Source organism: Paludibacterium purpuratum (assembly GCF_004363805.1).
Lineage (GTDB): Bacteria > Pseudomonadota > Gammaproteobacteria > Burkholderiales > Chromobacteriaceae > Paludibacterium > Paludibacterium purpuratum.
On sequence record NZ_SNZP01000004.1, the window covers coordinates 50,100 to 67,108 of the forward strand.

14 protein-coding genes are annotated in these 17,009 nt (G+C 61.8%); 7 read left to right on the forward strand and 7 right to left on the reverse strand.

The features are described 5' to 3' along the window. Positions 1-18: 18 nt before the first annotated feature. On the forward strand, positions 19-1,671 hold the full coding sequence (gene nagE / locus DFP86_RS05615) for an N-acetylglucosamine-specific PTS transporter subunit IIBC (protein WP_133679032.1): 1,653 nt from the start codon (positions 19-21) through the stop codon (positions 1,669-1,671). A gap of 71 nt (positions 1,672-1,742) precedes the next feature. On the opposite strand, the gene DFP86_RS05620 is transcribed toward nagE, so the two are convergent. From DFP86_RS05620 to DFP86_RS05635, 4 genes are all read right to left on the reverse strand, one after another. After that, the gene (locus tag DFP86_RS05620; protein WP_133679033.1) at positions 1,743-2,186 is read right to left on the reverse strand and encodes an Lrp/AsnC family transcriptional regulator; all 444 of its coding nucleotides are present in this window, start codon (positions 2,184-2,186) and stop codon (positions 1,743-1,745) included. 313 nt (positions 2,187-2,499) lie between these two features. Beyond that, positions 2,500-3,858, reverse strand: a complete 1,359-nt coding sequence (locus tag DFP86_RS05625; RefSeq protein WP_133679034.1) for a hypothetical protein — start codon at positions 3,856-3,858, stop codon at positions 2,500-2,502. Further along, complete coding sequence (locus tag DFP86_RS05630) at positions 3,845-5,719, reverse strand: FAD/NAD(P)-binding protein (protein ID WP_133679035.1); 1,875 nt, start codon at positions 5,717-5,719, stop codon at positions 3,845-3,847. Before DFP86_RS05630 ends, DFP86_RS05625 begins: the two co-directional genes overlap by 14 nt. A gap of 19 nt (positions 5,720-5,738) precedes the next feature. Further along, positions 5,739-6,929 carry a YbfB/YjiJ family MFS transporter gene (locus DFP86_RS05635; RefSeq protein ID WP_133679036.1) on the reverse strand — a complete coding sequence of 397 codons (1,191 nt, stop codon included), beginning with the start codon at positions 6,927-6,929 and terminating at the stop codon, positions 5,739-5,741. 121 nt (positions 6,930-7,050) lie between these two features. On the opposite strand from DFP86_RS05635, the gene DFP86_RS05640 reads away from it, so the two are divergent. The 5 genes from DFP86_RS05640 to tal all read left to right on the forward strand — a co-directional run bounded on the left by DFP86_RS05640 (position 7,051) and on the right by tal (position 12,397). Further along, positions 7,051-7,968, forward strand: a complete 918-nt coding sequence (locus tag DFP86_RS05640) for a LysR family transcriptional regulator (RefSeq protein ID WP_133679037.1) — start codon at positions 7,051-7,053, stop codon at positions 7,966-7,968. Then, complete coding sequence (locus DFP86_RS05645; protein WP_133679038.1) at positions 7,965-9,029, forward strand: NAD(P)H-dependent flavin oxidoreductase; 1,065 nt, start codon at positions 7,965-7,967, stop codon at positions 9,027-9,029. The genes DFP86_RS05640 and DFP86_RS05645 overlap by 4 nt, the downstream gene beginning before the upstream one ends. Positions 9,030-9,162: 133 nt before the next feature. Beyond that, positions 9,163-9,852 carry a phosphate regulon transcriptional regulator PhoB gene (gene phoB / locus DFP86_RS05650; RefSeq protein WP_133679039.1) on the forward strand — a complete coding sequence of 230 codons (690 nt, stop codon included), beginning with the start codon at positions 9,163-9,165 and terminating at the stop codon, positions 9,850-9,852. Between the two features lie 70 nt (positions 9,853-9,922). Then, on the forward strand, positions 9,923-11,245 hold the full coding sequence (phoR, locus tag DFP86_RS05655; protein ID WP_133679040.1) for a phosphate regulon sensor histidine kinase PhoR: 1,323 nt from the start codon (positions 9,923-9,925) through the stop codon (positions 11,243-11,245). A 93-nt stretch (positions 11,246-11,338) separates the two neighbouring features. Then, positions 11,339-12,397: a transaldolase gene (gene tal / locus DFP86_RS05660; protein ID WP_133679041.1), complete on the forward strand. Its 1,059-nt coding sequence runs from the start codon at positions 11,339-11,341 to the stop codon at positions 12,395-12,397. Positions 12,398-12,532: 135 nt separating this feature from the next. Here the strand turns inward: tal and DFP86_RS05665 are convergent, their stop codons facing one another. Both DFP86_RS05665 and DFP86_RS05670 read right to left on the reverse strand, forming a co-directional pair. Beyond that, complete coding sequence (locus DFP86_RS05665; RefSeq protein WP_133679042.1) at positions 12,533-13,540, reverse strand: sodium:calcium antiporter; 1,008 nt, start codon at positions 13,538-13,540, stop codon at positions 12,533-12,535. 62 nt (positions 13,541-13,602) lie between these two features. Continuing rightward, entirely contained in the window at positions 13,603-14,130 is a 528-nt protein-coding gene (locus DFP86_RS05670; protein ID WP_133679043.1) for a hemerythrin domain-containing protein, read from the reverse strand. A 195-nt stretch (positions 14,131-14,325) separates the two neighbouring features. Here DFP86_RS05670 and ampD point away from each other — a divergent pair, with 195 nt between their 5' ends. After that, positions 14,326-14,901: a 1,6-anhydro-N-acetylmuramyl-L-alanine amidase AmpD gene (ampD, locus tag DFP86_RS05675; RefSeq protein ID WP_166642165.1), complete on the forward strand. Its 576-nt coding sequence runs from the start codon at positions 14,326-14,328 to the stop codon at positions 14,899-14,901. Between the two features lie 23 nt (positions 14,902-14,924). Here ampD and kup read toward each other — a convergent pair whose 3' ends face one another. Continuing rightward, entirely contained in the window at positions 14,925-16,784 is a 1,860-nt protein-coding gene (kup, locus tag DFP86_RS05680; RefSeq protein WP_133679044.1) for a low affinity potassium transporter Kup, read from the reverse strand. Positions 16,785-17,009 lie beyond the last annotated feature (225 nt).

The window sequence follows — 17,009 nt, forward strand, 5'->3', positions numbered from 1 at the left end:
AACACAGGGAGATGTGTGATGTCGATGAATAAATTCGCCGGCATTCAGCAGTTGGGGCGTGCCCTCATGCTGCCGATTGCCGTGCTGCCGGTCGCGGGTTTACTCCTGCGTCTCGGTCAGCCGGACTTGTTGAACATCGCTTGGTTGGCACAAGCCGGCGGGGCGATCTTCGATAATCTGGCGCTGATCTTCGCCATAGGCGTCGCGGTGGGCTTTGCCAAGGAAAACAACGGCACCGCCGGCCTGGCTGGCGTGGTCGGTTATTTGATCCTGACCTCCGTGCTCAAGGCGCTCGACGACAAAATCAACATGGGGGTGCTCTCGGGCATCATCATGGGTCTGGTCGCCGGCGGCTTGTACAACCGTTACAAGGACATCAAGCTGCCGCCGTATCTGGCCTTCTTCGGCGGCAAGCGTTTCGTGCCCATTGCGACCGGTTTGAGTAGCGTGGTATTGGGCTTGGTGTTCAGCGTGGTTTGGCCACCGATCCAAAACGGCATCGACGCCATCGGTCACTGGCTGATCAACGCCGGCAGCATCGGCCTGTTCGTCTATGGCGTGCTCAACCGCCTGCTGATCGTGACCGGTCTGCACCACATCCTCAATTCGCTGGTGTGGTTCGTGTTCGGCAGCTTCCCGGGCGCGGCCGGCAAGATCGCCACCGGCGACCTGAATCGCTTCTTTGCCGGCGACCCGACAGCCGGCGCCTTCATGGCCGGTTTCTTCCCGATCATGATGTTCGGCCTGCCGGCAGCTTGCCTGGCCATGTATCGTTGCGCCAAGACCGAAAACAAGAAGGCCGTGGCCGGCCTGCTGTTGTCGATGGCGTTGACCGCCTTCCTGACCGGCGTCACTGAGCCGGTCGAGTTCGGCTTCATGTTCCTGGCGCCGGTGTTGTATGCCATCCACGCCGTGCTGACTGGTTTGTCGATGGTCATTGCCCACCTGCTGCATATCCGGCTGGGCTTTACCTTCTCGGCCGGTTTGTTCGACTACCTGCTCTCCAGCGGCAAGGGTGAAAACCCGCTGCTGATGCTGCCGGTCGGCTTGGTGTACTTCGTGGTGTACTACGTGGTGTTCAGCTTCGCGATCCGCAAGTTCAACCTGATGACGCCGGGTCGCGAAGACAACGCGCCTGTGGTGGTCGATCAGTCGATCACCGCCAGCGACCGCGCCCGTGGTTTCATCACTGCCCTGGGCGGTGCCGCCAATCTGAAGTCGGTCGATGCCTGCACCACCCGTCTGCGTCTCGAAGTGGTCGATGGTCAAGCGTTGGACGAAGCGGCGCTCAAGGCGCTGGGTTCGCGCGGCATGATTCGCCCGGCAGCGGGTAGCGTGCAAGTGGTGATCGGCCCGGAAGCCGACTTGGTGGCCGATGAAATCCGTCAGGCGTTGCATCAAATGCAAGGTGCGCAGGCCGCACCGTCGAGCACGCCAAATTTTGACCGCGCCCGCTGGACGGCAGCATTGGGCGGCGAAAGCAATATTTTCAATGTCGAGCAGGTGGCCGGTACCCGCCTGCGCGTCGAAGTGGCGGACAGCGGCCGCGTCGACGAAACGGCGCTGAAGTCGCTGGGCGCGGTGGAAGTTGTGCCGTTCTCCAGCACGCTGTTGCATGTGGTTCTAGCGGGCGACGCCGATCAGGCAGTGTCTGCGCTGAGCCAAAAATGATCGACTGACGTCGATCGACTCCCCCGCAACCGGACGCCTTGTGCGTCCGGTTTTTTTCGTGGACCGGGGATTTATTCGGTCTCGACGACTTCCGGCATGCGCAATGGCACCGGCACATCGATGACGATGGATGTCTTGGTGTCGCCGTATTGCATCAGCCGGGCGATCAACGCCTGCAGGTCGGGCATGGAGTGTACCGCCACCTTCAGCAGCAGGCCGCTGGTGCCGGTCACCGAGAAGCACTCCAGAATTTCCGGCATCGTGCCCAACTGTTCCATCACGATGTAATAGTCCTGGTGCTTGACGGTCAGCTCGATCAGACCTTGAATCGGATAGCCGATCTTGGCGGGATTGATGCGCGCGTGATAGCCGGTGATCACCCCGGCGTGCTCCAGTTTTTCCACCCGATCCGCCACCGCGGGCGCCGACAGATTGACCCGCCGCGCCAGTTCGGCATAGCTGATTCGTGCGTTTTCGTGCAGCGCAGTGAGTATTTTCTTATCGAACTTATCCATGACTTCGAATCGAAGGTAAAACCTCATTATAAACGAGCATTCGTAGCTATCGAGCGATTATTATCAGGGGAACTCCATTAATCAATGTATGGGTCGTCCGTACAATACGAGCCTTCAGCGGTGCTTTGCTCCGCTACCGGATCTGTTGCGGAAAACTGTCCTGTCCCGTTGTGACATTTCCCTCCGCGACTGTCCTGGTGATCTCTTTGTCCCTGGTCATAAGTCATTGTCTTGCAATGTTGACGGCGACCCTTTATCCGAGCCTGTTTTTTGACAGGCTCGTTTTTTTTGCCTATTGCGCGCGCCGCGCCGACTAGCCGATCCCCATATAACGCAGGCCGTTCAGATAACCGAACACCAGGATCCCCATCGCCAGCGAAAAGCGCAGATGCAGTCCGAAGCTCACGCGGTTTGGCGAGGTGGATAAGCTGGCGGCTGCCAGGAGCGCGCTGATCGACACCGGAGACAGTAGCTGAGCGGCCAGGAACATGGTGCTCCAGGCCAAGTACTGCAGCGTCAGGCTGCCCAGCACCGCATTGTTGACCAGCGGGAACAGCAGGTTGAACAAGATCAGCGGGTGGACGCCTAGCGCGGCGATGAGCGGCAAGGCGAATACCAAGAGCGCCGAGGCGATCCACGGCGACTGCCAGGCCGCGGCCAGCCACGGTCCGATACCCGGCAGCATCGGTGCGTGCGCCAGTGTTTGCGCCAAGAGGCCGCAGGTCAACAGCAGAACCACTTCGGCACTGCCTGTCTGTAGCGCGCCGCCGACTTCCGCCATGGCCGACTCGATGCTGCGTCGAGTGAACAGCGTGTCGGCAAGATAGAGCACCGCGCCGGCCAAGGCGATGCAAGAGGGGATGGCCAGCCCGAGAGCCAAACCCGCGAGGAAACACCCCCAGAAGCCCAATACGTACCAGACCAGGCCAGGTGCCGGCGTGGTCGGCGTCTCCGATGGCATCAGCGTCAACGAGGTGGTCAACAGCGAAGCCAGCCCCAGCACAAAGAGCGGTGCGCCCAGGAGGGCGACTTTCAGTGCGTCGAGTCCGGGCAGCGATGCGCTGACCGCTGCCGATGCGACCGTTGTCGGCACGATCAGCATCGTCAGGCTGACCGCCCGCATCGGAATCTTGGCCGCCGCCATGCGCGGCCGGGCGATCGGGCCCAGTACGGTGGCGAATAGCGGAATCGTTGCCATGCTCAAGGGCAGCGCCAATAGCGAGGCCAGCGCGCCAAACGACACGGCGCGCCAACGCGTGGCCAGCCGGTCGCCCTGGCGCATGATCAGCGCTTGCAGCCCAAGCCGGCCCACCAGCCGTTGCAGCATGGCGATCCCGAACATCAGTTCGACCACCGTCCGATAACGCATGAGGCCCGCGGCCAGATCGAGGTGGCGTCCGGCGCCGAGCGTCAGCGCGAGCGTGACGGCCAGCATCAACAGCGCCAGCTGGCCGGAGAGTTTTTTGAGCCAGAATGGGGCCGTCGGTAGCGCAAAGGCCAAGCAGGCCGCGATAAGCAGCGGGCTTTGCCAAGGCGATGCCGAAGGAATCAGAAACGCCAGCACGATGGCCAGCGCTGCCAGCATCGGACCGGCCGGCGCCATATACAGGCCGCCCGGCAGGTCAATGCCGGCGCGCCGGGTACGACGCGCCGCCAGATCAAACCGACTCATCGGCCACCTGGGATTGCTGGGTCTGCAGCCGGATACCGGTCAGGATCTGTGTGGCGCAGCGACCGGCATCCTGGATGGAACGCGAGTTCACCATCGGCCGGGGCAGGATGAAGGTGTAGAAGTTGGGACCTTCCGCCGGATTGCCCAACGCCCACAAGCGGCTGTGCACCGTGCCGCCGGTGTCGATCAGGCGGTTGAAGGGGTCGATATCCAGGCCGCCTGGATGAAAGTCGCCATGCAGGTAGGGCCGGATAGTCCCGCTGGCCAGCATATTGCGCATCAGCAAGGAACGATCCTGGCGCGGATAGAACATATCGATGCGCGCATTGATCAGCACGTCGAACGTCGTTTGTTGCGGTTGCTCAAGCTGAGTCGAGCTCAACACGAAACGCGCTTGCTGCTCGTCGAGCCGCAGCGTGGGCATGGGGCCCGGGCCGAACGACACGATGCCTGCTTCGATCAGGCACAGCAGTTCGCGGTTACGCGATAGCGGCGGTCCGACGGCGATGCGGTTCATGACCGGGCAAAATTGCTCCAGAAAGTCGCGATGGCTGGCCGGCGACAAGCCGCCGAAGTCGACCGCGTAGCGCAGATTGTCGCGGACGTCGCGCAAGATGTCGGTCGCGGCCTTGATCGGGTCGTCGACATTCCCTTGCTCGGCATGGGCCAGATCAGTGCGCAAATAATCCATGACCGCCGCGTGATAGTCGGCCTGGCCATCGAAGCGGGTGTCGTCCAATGGCTCCATGAGCCGATCGACGGCGGCAAAATCCTCCTCCGCCACCTCGACAGTCGGCGCATCGGCCAGCGGCGGGTGTCCCAATCGAGTCAGCGCGTGCATATGCGCCATCTCCAACCGAATCCGCGGCCAGAGCACGCTGGCGAAATCCAGCTGACGGCAGCCGGTGGTTGCCAGTTGCCGATCGCGCTGTTGGTCGATCCACATACGGGTGAAGAAGCGGGCCTGCCATTGACCGCTGACGCCCTTTTGGTTGCTGCCCCGGGCGCAATAAGGCAGCCCCTGACGGGAAAACAGCACGATCTTCGGCTCGCGGCCGCTGGGCTGATAGTGCAATTGCCCGTCGGTCTCGATGAAACGGCCGCCACGGCCTTCCGTCAGCTCCGAGATGACGTCATGGGCGGTCAAGCCCATGCCGCGCACGCCGACAACGGCATCGGCGTCGATGGAAGGCAGGCCGGCCAGAGGGTAGGGCGTGGCGATATGTTGCAGCTTATGGTTGCGCGCACGCAGCGCATTCAGTTGATGTTCGAGTTGTTGCTGCGTTTCGTCGGGGAGGTTGGTCCCGTGACCGGTGGCTAGGATGACATAGTCCGCCAGCAGGGTGTAGCCGCCCTCCATGCTGATGGCGTAGCGATCGTTTTCCAGCCGCCGGATGTTTTCGACTTTGCGGCGCGGGTGCAGCAGTTTCATGTTTTCCGGCAGGCGCTGGCTCAACAAGTCGTAGACGTGACTGAGATACAAGCCCAGCAGATTGCGCGGGAGATAGTCGTTTTCGTCGATGATTTCGCCTTCGTTGCCGCTTTGGACAAAGCGGCGACCAATGCGGCGATAGCCACTGTCGCGTGCCCAATCCAACAACGACGGGCCCGGTACGACCGGGCCGGCATCCTGCACGCTGCTGTCGCTGAACAATGTGATTTGGCCTGCGACGGTATTGGTCAGCAGCGTATCGGATTGTTGTACCGGATGGGCGCCCCGGCCGGCTTCGGACGGGTCGATCATGTGGATCTCGACCGGATGGTCGATCCCTGCCTCGGGATAAATGGCGATGAAGCGCTCCAACAAACCGAGTGCGCGCGGCCCGCCGCCGACGATAACGATACGGAATGGATCGTTCATGAATTTGGTACTCCTGACATCAATAGGGAGGATCGGGCTGAAGCCGCGACGGAGAGCCGCGACGCCAGACCAGCGAGCCGGCGGCCAAAAATAGGATGGCAGCCGAGGTTCCCAGTGCCGCCGCCAGTGTGCCGAAGCGGGCGATGGTCAACTGAGCGAAGAAAGGACCGGCGACTTGGCCAAGTCCGTAACCGAAAGTCATGATGCCCAGCAAGTTGGCGCGCATGCCGGCTTGGAGTTGGCGCGCCGCCGGCATGACGATCACCACGGTGCCCATGAAGGTGCCGCCCAGGCAGGCTGCGGCGCACAGATTGGCCCACAGCTGCGGCACTATAGCCGGCAGGCCGACGCCCACCGCCTGTATGCACAGGTTGAACAACAAGGCGCGGCGGACATTGACGCGGGTCAGAATCCAATGCCAGAGATGGCAGGAGAGCATCGCCGCGACCCCGACCATGCCCCATACCAGCGCGACGCCAGACTGCAGTCGGGACGATTGGCTCAGCATGAGAGGCAGATACGTGGCGCTGATGATGTAGCCGAAACCGGCCAGTGTGTAGACCAATGCCAAGTGTCGGCGCGATAGTCCGGCCAGATCGAGATGCGAGGGCGCCGCTTGTGGCGCGGGTGTGGGGTGAGGTCTGGGCAACAGGGCCAGCGGTAACAGCGACAACAATAATGCCGCGACGGCGCAGTACTCCCAGATCGCCCCGACCTGGATCGCATGGGCGACGGCGCTGTCGATCAGCCACGTGGACAATACGATGCCCAGCCCGACGCCGGCATACAGCATCGGCGCCATGGCCGGCGGATAATCGGCGCGCAAGCAGCGGGTGGAGACGGTCACCATGGCCCCGGCACTGAGAAAACCCGCCAACAGGCGCAAGGCCAGTATGGCGGGGTACCAGCGCGTGAGCGCCATCAGCAGTAAGCAGATCGCGGTGGCCAACAGGCAGAGCGCCGCGTATCGCCCCGCCCTTTCCCGCGGCCAGCGCGCGGCGGCCAGGCTCCCGGTCAAATAACCGGCATAATTCATCGCCGCCAACCAGGAGCCCTGCTGCAGGGTGATCACGCCGTCTTTCAGCATCAGCGGATACAACGGGGTATAGGCGAAGCGGCCGAAGCCCATGGCGACCGCCATGGCCAACATGCCGGCCCATGCCACCAGCCAGTGGTGGCGAGCCATATACATCCGGGCGTTGTGTTGCATATATATCTCTCATGCTGAACGATATGACAGCTTGATTTACTGGAAGTGATGCTTAAGATATGCTGAAGGCGAGGATTGTGAAAATAAAAAATACAGATTACATATTCACTATGGGTGATACATGAATCTTGCCGAGTTGCGTGTTTTTAGGGCCGTGCATGAGTGCGGAGGCGTGTCCCAGGCCGCTCAGCGCTTGCACTGTGTTCAATCCAACGTTACGGCGCGTCTGAAGCAGTTGGAGATGCGTCTTGGCGTGCAGTTGTTCATCCGCAAAAATCGTCGCATGGAAATCACTGCGCGCGGCCGGGTACTGCTGGCCTATGCCGAGCGGTTGATCGGTTTGGCCGACGAAGCCGAGCAGGTGATGACGGGCGGCGCCGGACAACAAGGACTGTTGCGGCTGGGGTCGATGGAGACCACCGCGGCGGTACGCTTGCCGGCGATATTGAGCGGCTTTCACCAACAGTACCCGAAGATTGCCATGCAGCTCACGACTGGACCGACGCGGGAGACTGTCGAGCGGGTGCGCGAATATGACCTGGACATTGGCTTCGTCTCCGGACCGGTCGGCGCGCTCGACTTGCAGGAGCACCTGTTGTGGCAGGAGAAGCTGGTGCTGATCACCGAGCGTAACCATCCACCGGTCAAACGCGCCAGCCAGTTGGTCAACCGGTCGATTCTGGCTTTCCGCAACGGTTGCGCCTATCGCCAACGTGTGGAGAATTGGTTCTCCGCCGAGGGCGTGACACCGGATGCGCTGCTGGAGTTCGGTTCGACCCAGGCTATCCTCGGTTGCGTCAGCGCCGGCATGGGGGTGGCGGTGCTACCGCAATCCATCCTCGACCAGCAGTCCAATCAGTTCTCGGTCGCCACCCACGCATTGCCGTCCTGGTGCGCAACCGCGGTCACCGCCATGATTTGGCGGCCCAGCAACATCGATATCCAGGCCGTGCGCCTGTTCATCGAGCATGTGACCACCCAGTTTCTATCGGAACCGGCACTGGCCATCGATTTTCAATCGTTGCGGAGGCCCGCATGAAACATCTCGATTTCTGCCGGCAATGGCAGCTATCCACGCCGTTGATCCAGGCGCCGATGGCCGGCGGCGCCACCACCCCCGAATTGGTCGCCGCCGTTTGCGAAGCGGGGGCGCTTGGCGCCTTCGCCGCCGCCATGCTGTCCCCGGCCCAGATCACCGCGGGCATCGCGGCGATCCGAGCGCTGACCGACCGGCCTTTCCTGGTTAATCTGTTCGTGCTGGAGACGCCCACGCCGACAGAGGATACGCTGGCGCACGCGCAATCGATGCTGGCCGACTCGTATCGGGCAATCGGCATCGACCAAACCACGCCAAGCAAGTGGTGCGAGGATTTTTCCGCGCAGCTGGATGCGGTGTTGGCCGCCAAGCCGGCGGCGATCAGCTTCGCCTTCGGTCTGGCCGGGGCGGCGGTGATCGAGCGCTGCCACTTGGCGGGTATCCAGGTGATCGGTACGGCCACGACGGTGTCGGAAGGGCTTGCCTGGCAGGCGGATGGCGCCGATGCGGTCTGCGCCCAGGGCGTGGAAGCCGGCGGACATCGCGGCGGGCTGCAGACGGAGGAGGGCGGCGGCATGATCGGTACCTTGGCATTGGTGCCGCAAATGGTGGATGCCCTGTCGATTCCGGTGATTGCGGCAGGGGGCGTGATGGATGGGCGCGGCATCGCCGCCTGCCTGGTCTTGGGCGCTGCCGGGGTACAAATGGGCACGGCGTTCCTCTGCTGTCCGGAGTCGGGAATCTCCACGACCTGGAAACAGGCCTTGCTGGCGGCGGGGGACGATGCCACGCGCATCACGCGCGTATTCTCCGGGCGGCCGGCGCGCGGCCTTTACAACGATTTCATGGCCAGCATGGCGCGCTACGAGCGCCATGTGCCGCCGTATCCGGTACAAAATGCCCTGACTGGCCCCATGCGTCAGGCGGCTCAGCGCGCCGGTCGTGCCGATTACCTGTCCTTATGGGCAGGTCAGGGGGTTCGGCTTGCCCGCGGCGTGCCGGCCAGCGAATTGGTCGAGGTGCTGGACCGCGAGTGGCGGGCGTTGCTGCCGTCGTGGGGCTGATCAGACGATCCGTCGCGTTTTCGGTCTTCTTTTCGGTTTAGTTCTGCATATATGACAGTAGACACAATAAATGTCATATTTCTGCAATTTTTGGTTTTTATCCTTGCCACAATTGGTTAACAAGGGTGAACTTATGGCGGCAAATATTCTCCTGGTCGAAGACGAACCGGCAATCCAGGAGCTGATCGCATTCAATCTCACGCAGGCCGGCCATCATGTGTTGCGCGCCAGCACGGCGGAAGCGGCGATTACTTTGGTGAAGAACGCACTGCCGGATCTGGTGTTGCTCGACTGGATGCTGCCTGGCGCGTCGGGGATCGAGGTGGCCAAGAAGCTGCGCAGCGACGAGCGCACCCGCAGTGTGCCGATCATCATGTTGACCGCCCGCTCGGACGAGCAGGATAAGATTTCCGGGCTGGATGCCGGCGCCGACGATTACATCACCAAACCGTTCTCGCCGCGCGAATTGCTGGCCCGCATCAAGGCCGTGCTGCGTCGCCGCGCGCCGCAGATGACCGACGACGCCGTCGAAGTGCAAGGGTTGCGACTCGATCCGATCACGCACCGCGTGACCGGTAACGGCCAGGCCATCGATTTGGGCCCGACCGAGTTCCGTCTGCTGCACTTTTTCATGACCCATGCCGAGCGTGTGCATTCGCGCGCGCAACTATTGGATCACGTTTGGGGCGACCATGTGTTTGTCGAAGAGCGCACGGTCGATGTGCATATCCGCCGGTTGCGCAGTGCGCTCGAACAGTCGGCACACGATAATCTGATTCAAACCGTGCGCGGTACGGGCTATCGTTTTTCCACCCAGCGGTAAGTGCCTGTCGATGTTCTTCATGTAGTGGAAAGAGATCATCGACAGGATTTAAGGTATCAGTGAGGCGGTTTTGCGCGAATTTCTGCAGCGGGTGTTGGGTTGGTTGGCTTCGACCGTGTTGGTCAGTGCCGGATTCTGGTTGTTTTCCAGTGCGCAGGACGGCTTGATCGCCTTGGCCATCTGCTTGGGGGGCATGCTGGCGTTCCACCTGTTCCATGTCGCGCTACTGTTGCGCTGGTTGAAGAACCCCACCGCCGAGCGCGTGCCGGATGGGTTCGGCGCATGGCATACGGTGTTCATGACGCTGTATCGGCAGGTTCGCAGCCAGAACCAGAGCAAACGCAAGCTCACCCATGTGCTGGAACGCTTCATCAACGCCGGCGAGGCCATGCCGGACGGCGTGATCGTGCTGGACGAACACGATCGTATCGAATGGCTCAATCCGATGGCGGTCGAACACTTCGGTCTGGACCGTCAACGCGACATCGGCAATCTGCTGCTCAACCTGATCCGTCAACCCTCCTTCCATGCCTACATGAAGGCCGACAACTTCAGCCAGCCGCTGGTGTTGAAATACTCGCAGCCACGCGAAATCGTGCTGGCGATCCAGTTGGTGCCGTTCGATTCCACGCGCAAGTTGATGCTGTCGCGCGACATTACCCAGCTGGAAATGGTGCAGACCGTGCACCGCGACTTTGTCGCCAACGTCTCGCACGAACTGCGCACGCCGTTGACGGTGATCGGCGGTTTCCTGGAAACCCTGAACGACATGGAGAATGACGACCCGGCCCTGTTGCGCCAGTTCCTGCCGATGATGATGGAACAGTCGCGTCGTATGCAGACGCTGGTCGAAGATCTGCTGACGCTGTCGCGGCTGGAAAATAGCCCCGCGCCGCTGACTTCGGAAAAGGTCAACATGCATGAAATGCTGGAGACGCTGATGGTGGAGGCCGAGGGGCTGTCGCAGGGCCGCCATCGGGTGACGCTTACGCAGCAAACCGGGCAATGGCTGTGGGGTAGCGCGCGCGAGTTGCACTCCGCATTCAGCAATCTGGTGTCGAACGCTATCCGTTATACGCCGGAAGGCGGCCGTATTTCGCTTTCCTGGCGCGAGGAGCCCGAGCGCGTGGTATTCAGTGTGTCCGATACCGGCATCGGCATTCCGCGCGAGCACATTCCACGCCTGACGGAACGGTTCTATCGCGTAGACCGCGGCCGCTCGCGCGGCAACGGCGGTACCGGCTTGGGTCTGGCCATCGTCAAGCATGTGGTGGCGCGTCATCACGCGCGGCTGGAGATCCATAGCGAACCGGATCAGGGCAGCACGTTCTGCGTGGTGTTCGGCCGCGAGCGCATGGCCGATCCGGTGATGGTCGAGAGCCCCGGGAAATAAGCCTCTCGCCCGCATCGCTCTACATATAAATACTTGGCTTAAGTGTCGTCTGGCGCTACGATGCAGTTTTCCCTTCGCCTTACGGACCTCACCATGAATCGTTTGCAAGCCATCCGCCCTTTTGGCCAGCGCATCTGGCTGGACAATCTTTCCCGCGAACTGCTTTTTTCCGGTGAGCTGGCGCGTTTGATCAAACAGGACGGCATTGCGGGGGTGACGTCCAATCCGACGATTTTCCATAAGGCCATCAGCACCGATCCGCGCTATCGCGACGATCTGGCGGCGCTCAGGGCGCGAGGCATGGGCGCGGAAAAGACCTACGAGGAACTGGTGATTCCCGATGTACGCACCGCCTGCGATATGATGCTGCCGGTGTATCAGCAAAGCGAACGCGACGACGGCTACGTCAGCCTGGAAGTGTCGCCGCTGTTGGCCAACGATGCCGAGGGCACGCTGCAGTCGGCGCGCGACCTGTGGCAATCGGTCGGCAGACCCAACCTGATGATCAAGATTCCGGCCACACAGGCGGGGATCCAGGCTTTCGGCGTACTGACGCGCGAAGGCATCAACGTCAACATCACCCTGCTGTTTAGCCTGAAGCAGGTCGAAGCCGTGTGGGATGCCTACATCGGCGCGCTGTCCGCTCGCCTGGCCGACGGCAATACGCTTGGCCACGTCAAGGCCGTCGCCAGCTTCTTCCTGTCGCGCGTCGATTCCTTGCTCGATCCGCAATTGCCGGAAGCGCTGCGCGGTCAAGGGGCGATTTCGCTGTCCAAGGCGGCTTACGCACGCTACATGGCGCGCTTCCACGGCGACGAATTCGCCGAACTCGCCCGTGCCGGCGCACATCCGCAATACCTGCTGTGGGCCTCGACCGGCACCAAGAACCCGGCTTATTCCGATGTGCTGTATGTCGAGAGCCTGATCGGCGCGGAAACCATCAATACGGTGCCGGATGCGACACTGGCCAAGTTCCGCGACCATGGCGAGTCCGCAGCGACACTACGTCAGGATCTGGATGGCGCGCAGGACATCTTGGCTCGGATCGCCGCCGCCGGCGTCGATCTGGACGCTACCGGGGAGAAGCTGCAGCAAGACGGTCTGAAGCTGTTTGTCGACTCGTTCAACGCGCTGATGGAACTGACGGCCTAAGCGGTTTGCCAACGCAGCAAAAAAGCGCCACATGGCGCTTTTTTGCGTTGTAGGGCGGGTTCGCCGAAGGCAACCCGCCATCACCCGTTGCCGGCGGGATGGTGCGTTGCTTCGCGAACGCACCCTACGACGTTTCTATAGACTGACGGTCAGGTAGAGCAGGTAGGCGGCCCCGTTGAGCGCCAAGTGGCCGACGCGCAGCCCGCGTTGCGCCGCCAGGCGCAACCAAGTGCTGGCGGCTAGCGTAAATAACAGGGGGATGAAGACGTCCGTGCGCGGCGTCCACGGCGTGAGCGCGATCCCCATGGCGGGCAATAGGGTGCCTTGGAACACCATGGCACCGGTGATGTTGCCCAAGGCCAACGTATCCTTGCCCTTGCGGATCCAGAGGATGGAGTTGATCTTTTCCGGCAACTCGGTCGCGATAGGAATCACCATCAACGACAGCAGCAACGGGCTGATACCCAGCAGATGCGATGCCGCTTCGACGCCCGCGATGAAGCCCTCGGCGCCCCCCACCAGCAAAGCCAAACCCAAGGCCAGTTGCAGCGCGATGGTGGCGGCATTCACCGGCAAGCCGATCCGGCTGAGAAACAGCGGCGTCTCCGCTTCGGTTCCGTGGCCTTGCTCGACCAGCGCGCTGGAGGCGCGCAGGGTGATCAGCACATACAGCAGATACAGCATGATCAGCACCAGGCAGATCACCGAGCGCGACCAGGCCCAGGCGCCCTGTTGCGGCAGGAACATCGCCAGCGCCGATAGCGTATAGGCACCGAGGAAGAAGTGCAGATCGCGCATCAGGCCGCTGCGTTCGGCCGCGATGGCGCCGGCCGGCCCGCGCGCGCGCCAGACCGACAGTCCCATCAGCGAGATCGACAGGGTAGACAGCATCAACGGTGCGCCCAGAATGGCGCCGACACCGATCTCCTGGTTGACCTCGCGGCCGCCGCCGCCCCCCAGGATCGCCAACAGCGGCACCATCGTCTCCGGCATGGCGGTGCCGACCGCGGCGAATAACGAACCGGTCACTCCTTCGGAAATACCCAGGCGGTGGCCTAGGTGCTCCAAGGCGTTGGTAAAGACCTCGGCTGCGATCAAGATGACCAGCAGCATCAGCAACAGCGTAGAAAAAGTGATCAACATTTGGCTATGCAAAACAAAACCGGCGACATAGGGGCCGCCGGCGTGGTCTGGAAAGTGGGGGATTATAGCTCGGGCATGCGCTTGGCCGCCATGTGCTGCCCGGCCACGCGTTTCTCGGCTTCGGTCATGATCTTGTCGGCGGTCGGAATCAACCAGGCCTCTTCAATCGCGGCATGCATGCGGTACTGGCGGACGAACTCCTCGATTTCGATCCGGCTGATGACCGAGATGTCGCCATTTTTCAGCGCCAGCAGATCGTCGCGAATGGCATTCCAACAGGAGTGCAAGTAACCGTGTTCGGCGCTCAGTTGCTCGAGTTTCGGCGCGGCCGACGGCACGCGGGCTTCGAGGATCGGAAACAGTTCGTCTTCTTCGTCCGAGTGGTGCGAGGGGCCGGCGATATCGAAGTAGCGCACGATGGATTCGATGGAGGACTTCGCTTGCGCATCGACGCCATGCTCGGTGATGTACGGTGCCAATTTGTCCAGCTGATCGCAGAAGCGTCGGATCTGGTCGTGACAAGCCATCAGCATGTCGAGCGGTTGGTCGAAAGAAGGAGCGGGGTTGGTCAGGCTTTCAAACGTCGGCATGATGACTTTCTCCGGCATGGCGCTGGTTGAGAACCTGGATGCGCCAAGCGTAATGACGGGTATGCGATCTCGTTTAATACAGGCCCTAATGCGGCATGAATATATCTATATGGTATGGCCAGCATACCACGGACTCATGCAGCGCAACATGGGTGATCTGGCCTAAAATGGGCGCATTACCCGCGAGAGCGTGCCATGACCGAATCGAATACTCCGCTGTGCCTCAATGCCGAGGGCTGGGTCGAGCCTGCCCGCCACATTGTCTCGCCCAATTGCAACGATCGCCCGGAAGGCGTGGCGATCGAGCTATTGGTGATCCACAACATCAGCCTGCCGCCCCGGCAGTATGGCGGCCCGGGCGTCGAGCAACTGTTTACCAACGTGCTCGATGCGAACGCGCATCCCTACTATGCCGGCATTGCTCACTTGAAGGTGTCGGCGCATTTCTTCATTCGTCGCGATGGCCAATTGATTCAGTTCGTGCCGGTAGCGCGGCGCGCCTGGCACGCCGGGGTATCCAGCTGGCAGGAGCGGGAGGGATGCAACGATTTTTCGGTGGGTATCGAGCTGGAAGGTTGCGACGACGAGCCGTTCACCGACGCGCAATATACGCGACTGATCGCGCTGACCCGGTTGCTGTTCGATCGGTTGCCGCTGCGGGCCATTGCCGGTCATTCGGATATTGCGCCCGGGCGTAAAACCGACCCGGGGCCGTATTTCGACTGGACTCGCTATCGGGCGGCGCTCGGTGCCGACATGACTCGGCAATAAGCGCCGCCAGCTGCGCGCCTGCGTTACAGCTCGATCTGTGCGCCCAGTTCCACCACGCGGTTGGTGGGAATCTGGAAGAAATCGGTGGCGCGTAGCGCGTTCTTGCTCATCCACAGGAACAGCTTTTCACGCCAACGCGCCATGCCCGGCCGATCGGTCGAAATCAGCGTCTCGCGCGACAGGAAGAACGACGTGTCCATCAGGTCGAATTCCAACCCGCAAGTCTTGCCGGCCTCGACGATGTCGTCGATATCCGGCGTTTCCATGAAGCCGTAGTGTGCCACCACGCGCCAGAAGCTGTTGGACAGTTGTTTGATCTCCACCCGCTCGCTAACGTAGGGCACGTCCCCGGTGCTGATGGTCATCAGCACCACGCGCTCGTGCAACACCTTGTTGTGCTTGAGGTTGTGCAGCATGGCGTGCGGCACGCCGTGGGTGGTGCCGGTCAGGAACACGGCCGTGCCCTGGACGCGGGTCGGCGGGTAGTGCTCGATGTTCTCGATGAAACTATCCAGCGGCAGCGCGTGCTCGTGGATACGCTCGAACAGCAGTTCGCGGCCGAGTTTCCAGGTGTTCATCACCAAGAACACGATCAGGCCGATGGTGAGCGGCAGCCAGCCGCCGTGTAGTAACTTGAGCAGGTTGGCGCAGAAGAAGGTGCTGTCGATCACCAGGAACACCGCGGTGATGGCGGCGGCCAGCGGTAGCGGCCAGCGCCAGTTGATGCGCGCCACCACGAAGAACAGCAGCGTGGTGATCACCATGGTGCCGGTCACGGCGATCCCATAGGCGGCGGCCAGGCTGTCGCTCGACCCGAACGACACGGTGACCACCAAGACCGCCACCAGCAGCGCCCAGTTGACGAACGGCAGGTAGATCTGGCCGATTTCGCGTGCCGAGGTGTGCAGGATGCTCATGCGTGGGCAATAGCCGAGTTGGATCGCTTGGCGGGTCAGCGAGAATGCGCCGGAAATCACCGCCTGAGAGGCGATCACCGTGGCCATGGTGGCCAGCACGATCAACGGCAGTAGCGCCCACTTGGGCGCCAGCATGAAGAATGGGTTGGAAATGGCCGACGGCTGGCGGAACAGCAGGGCGCCTTGGCCGAAATAGTTCAGCAGCAACGCCGGCAGCACCAGGCAGAACCAAGCGCGTTGAATCGGCTTACGGCCGAAATGGCCCATGTCGGCGTACAACGCCTCGCCGCCAGTCAGCGCCAATACGACCGCGCCCAGGGTCAGGAAGGCGCCGTAGCCGTGTGCGGCGATGAACCGCAAGCCATACCAGGGGTTGAGGGCGGCCAGCACCTGCGGCGCCTGCATGATGCTGTGCAGGCCCAAGAGGCCGATCACGATGAACCAGACCACCATCACCGGGCCGAACAGGCGGCCGACGCTGGCGGTGCCGAAGCGCTGCAGCAGGAACAGCCCGACCAGCACCGCCACCGCCATCGGCAGCACGAACTCGGCCATGGCCGGGCTCAGTACCTTCAGGCCCTCGGCGGCGGACAGCACCGACACGGCGGGCGTGATGATGGCGTCGCCGTAGAACAACGCCGAGCCGAACAGGCCGAGAATCACAATGCGTTTCTTGGCGCTGCCGTTAAGGTAACGCCGCGCCAGCGCCATCAGCACCATGATGCCGCCTTCGCCGTTATTGTCGGCGCGCAGGATGAAAGCCACGTATTTGATGGTGACCACCAACAGGATGGCCCAGAAGATGAGCGAGAGGATGCCCAGGATGTTGGCGGCCGTCGTCGCCAGATTGGTAATGGAGAAGCAGACGCTCAACGTATAAAGCGGGCTGGTACCGATATCGCCGTATACCACCCCGATGGCGCCCAATGTAATGGCCGCCATACTATGTTTTTGATGTTCCTGCATGTTTTATGGTGAGTTTGTTTTATCGGTTATTGACTGGTTTTGAGCGCGCCGGAGGCGGCGCCTGTCAGGACTGCGGAAGCATTTGGCATGCGCGCAGCTTACCTGAGCAACGGATAATGGGCAAAGCGAAACAGCCATTTCTGCCAAAGGTATAGCTCATTCTGTCAACCAATGGCGACAGACGATACACCGCCTCACCTGGCGGCTAGGTTCCAACCGGCGCGG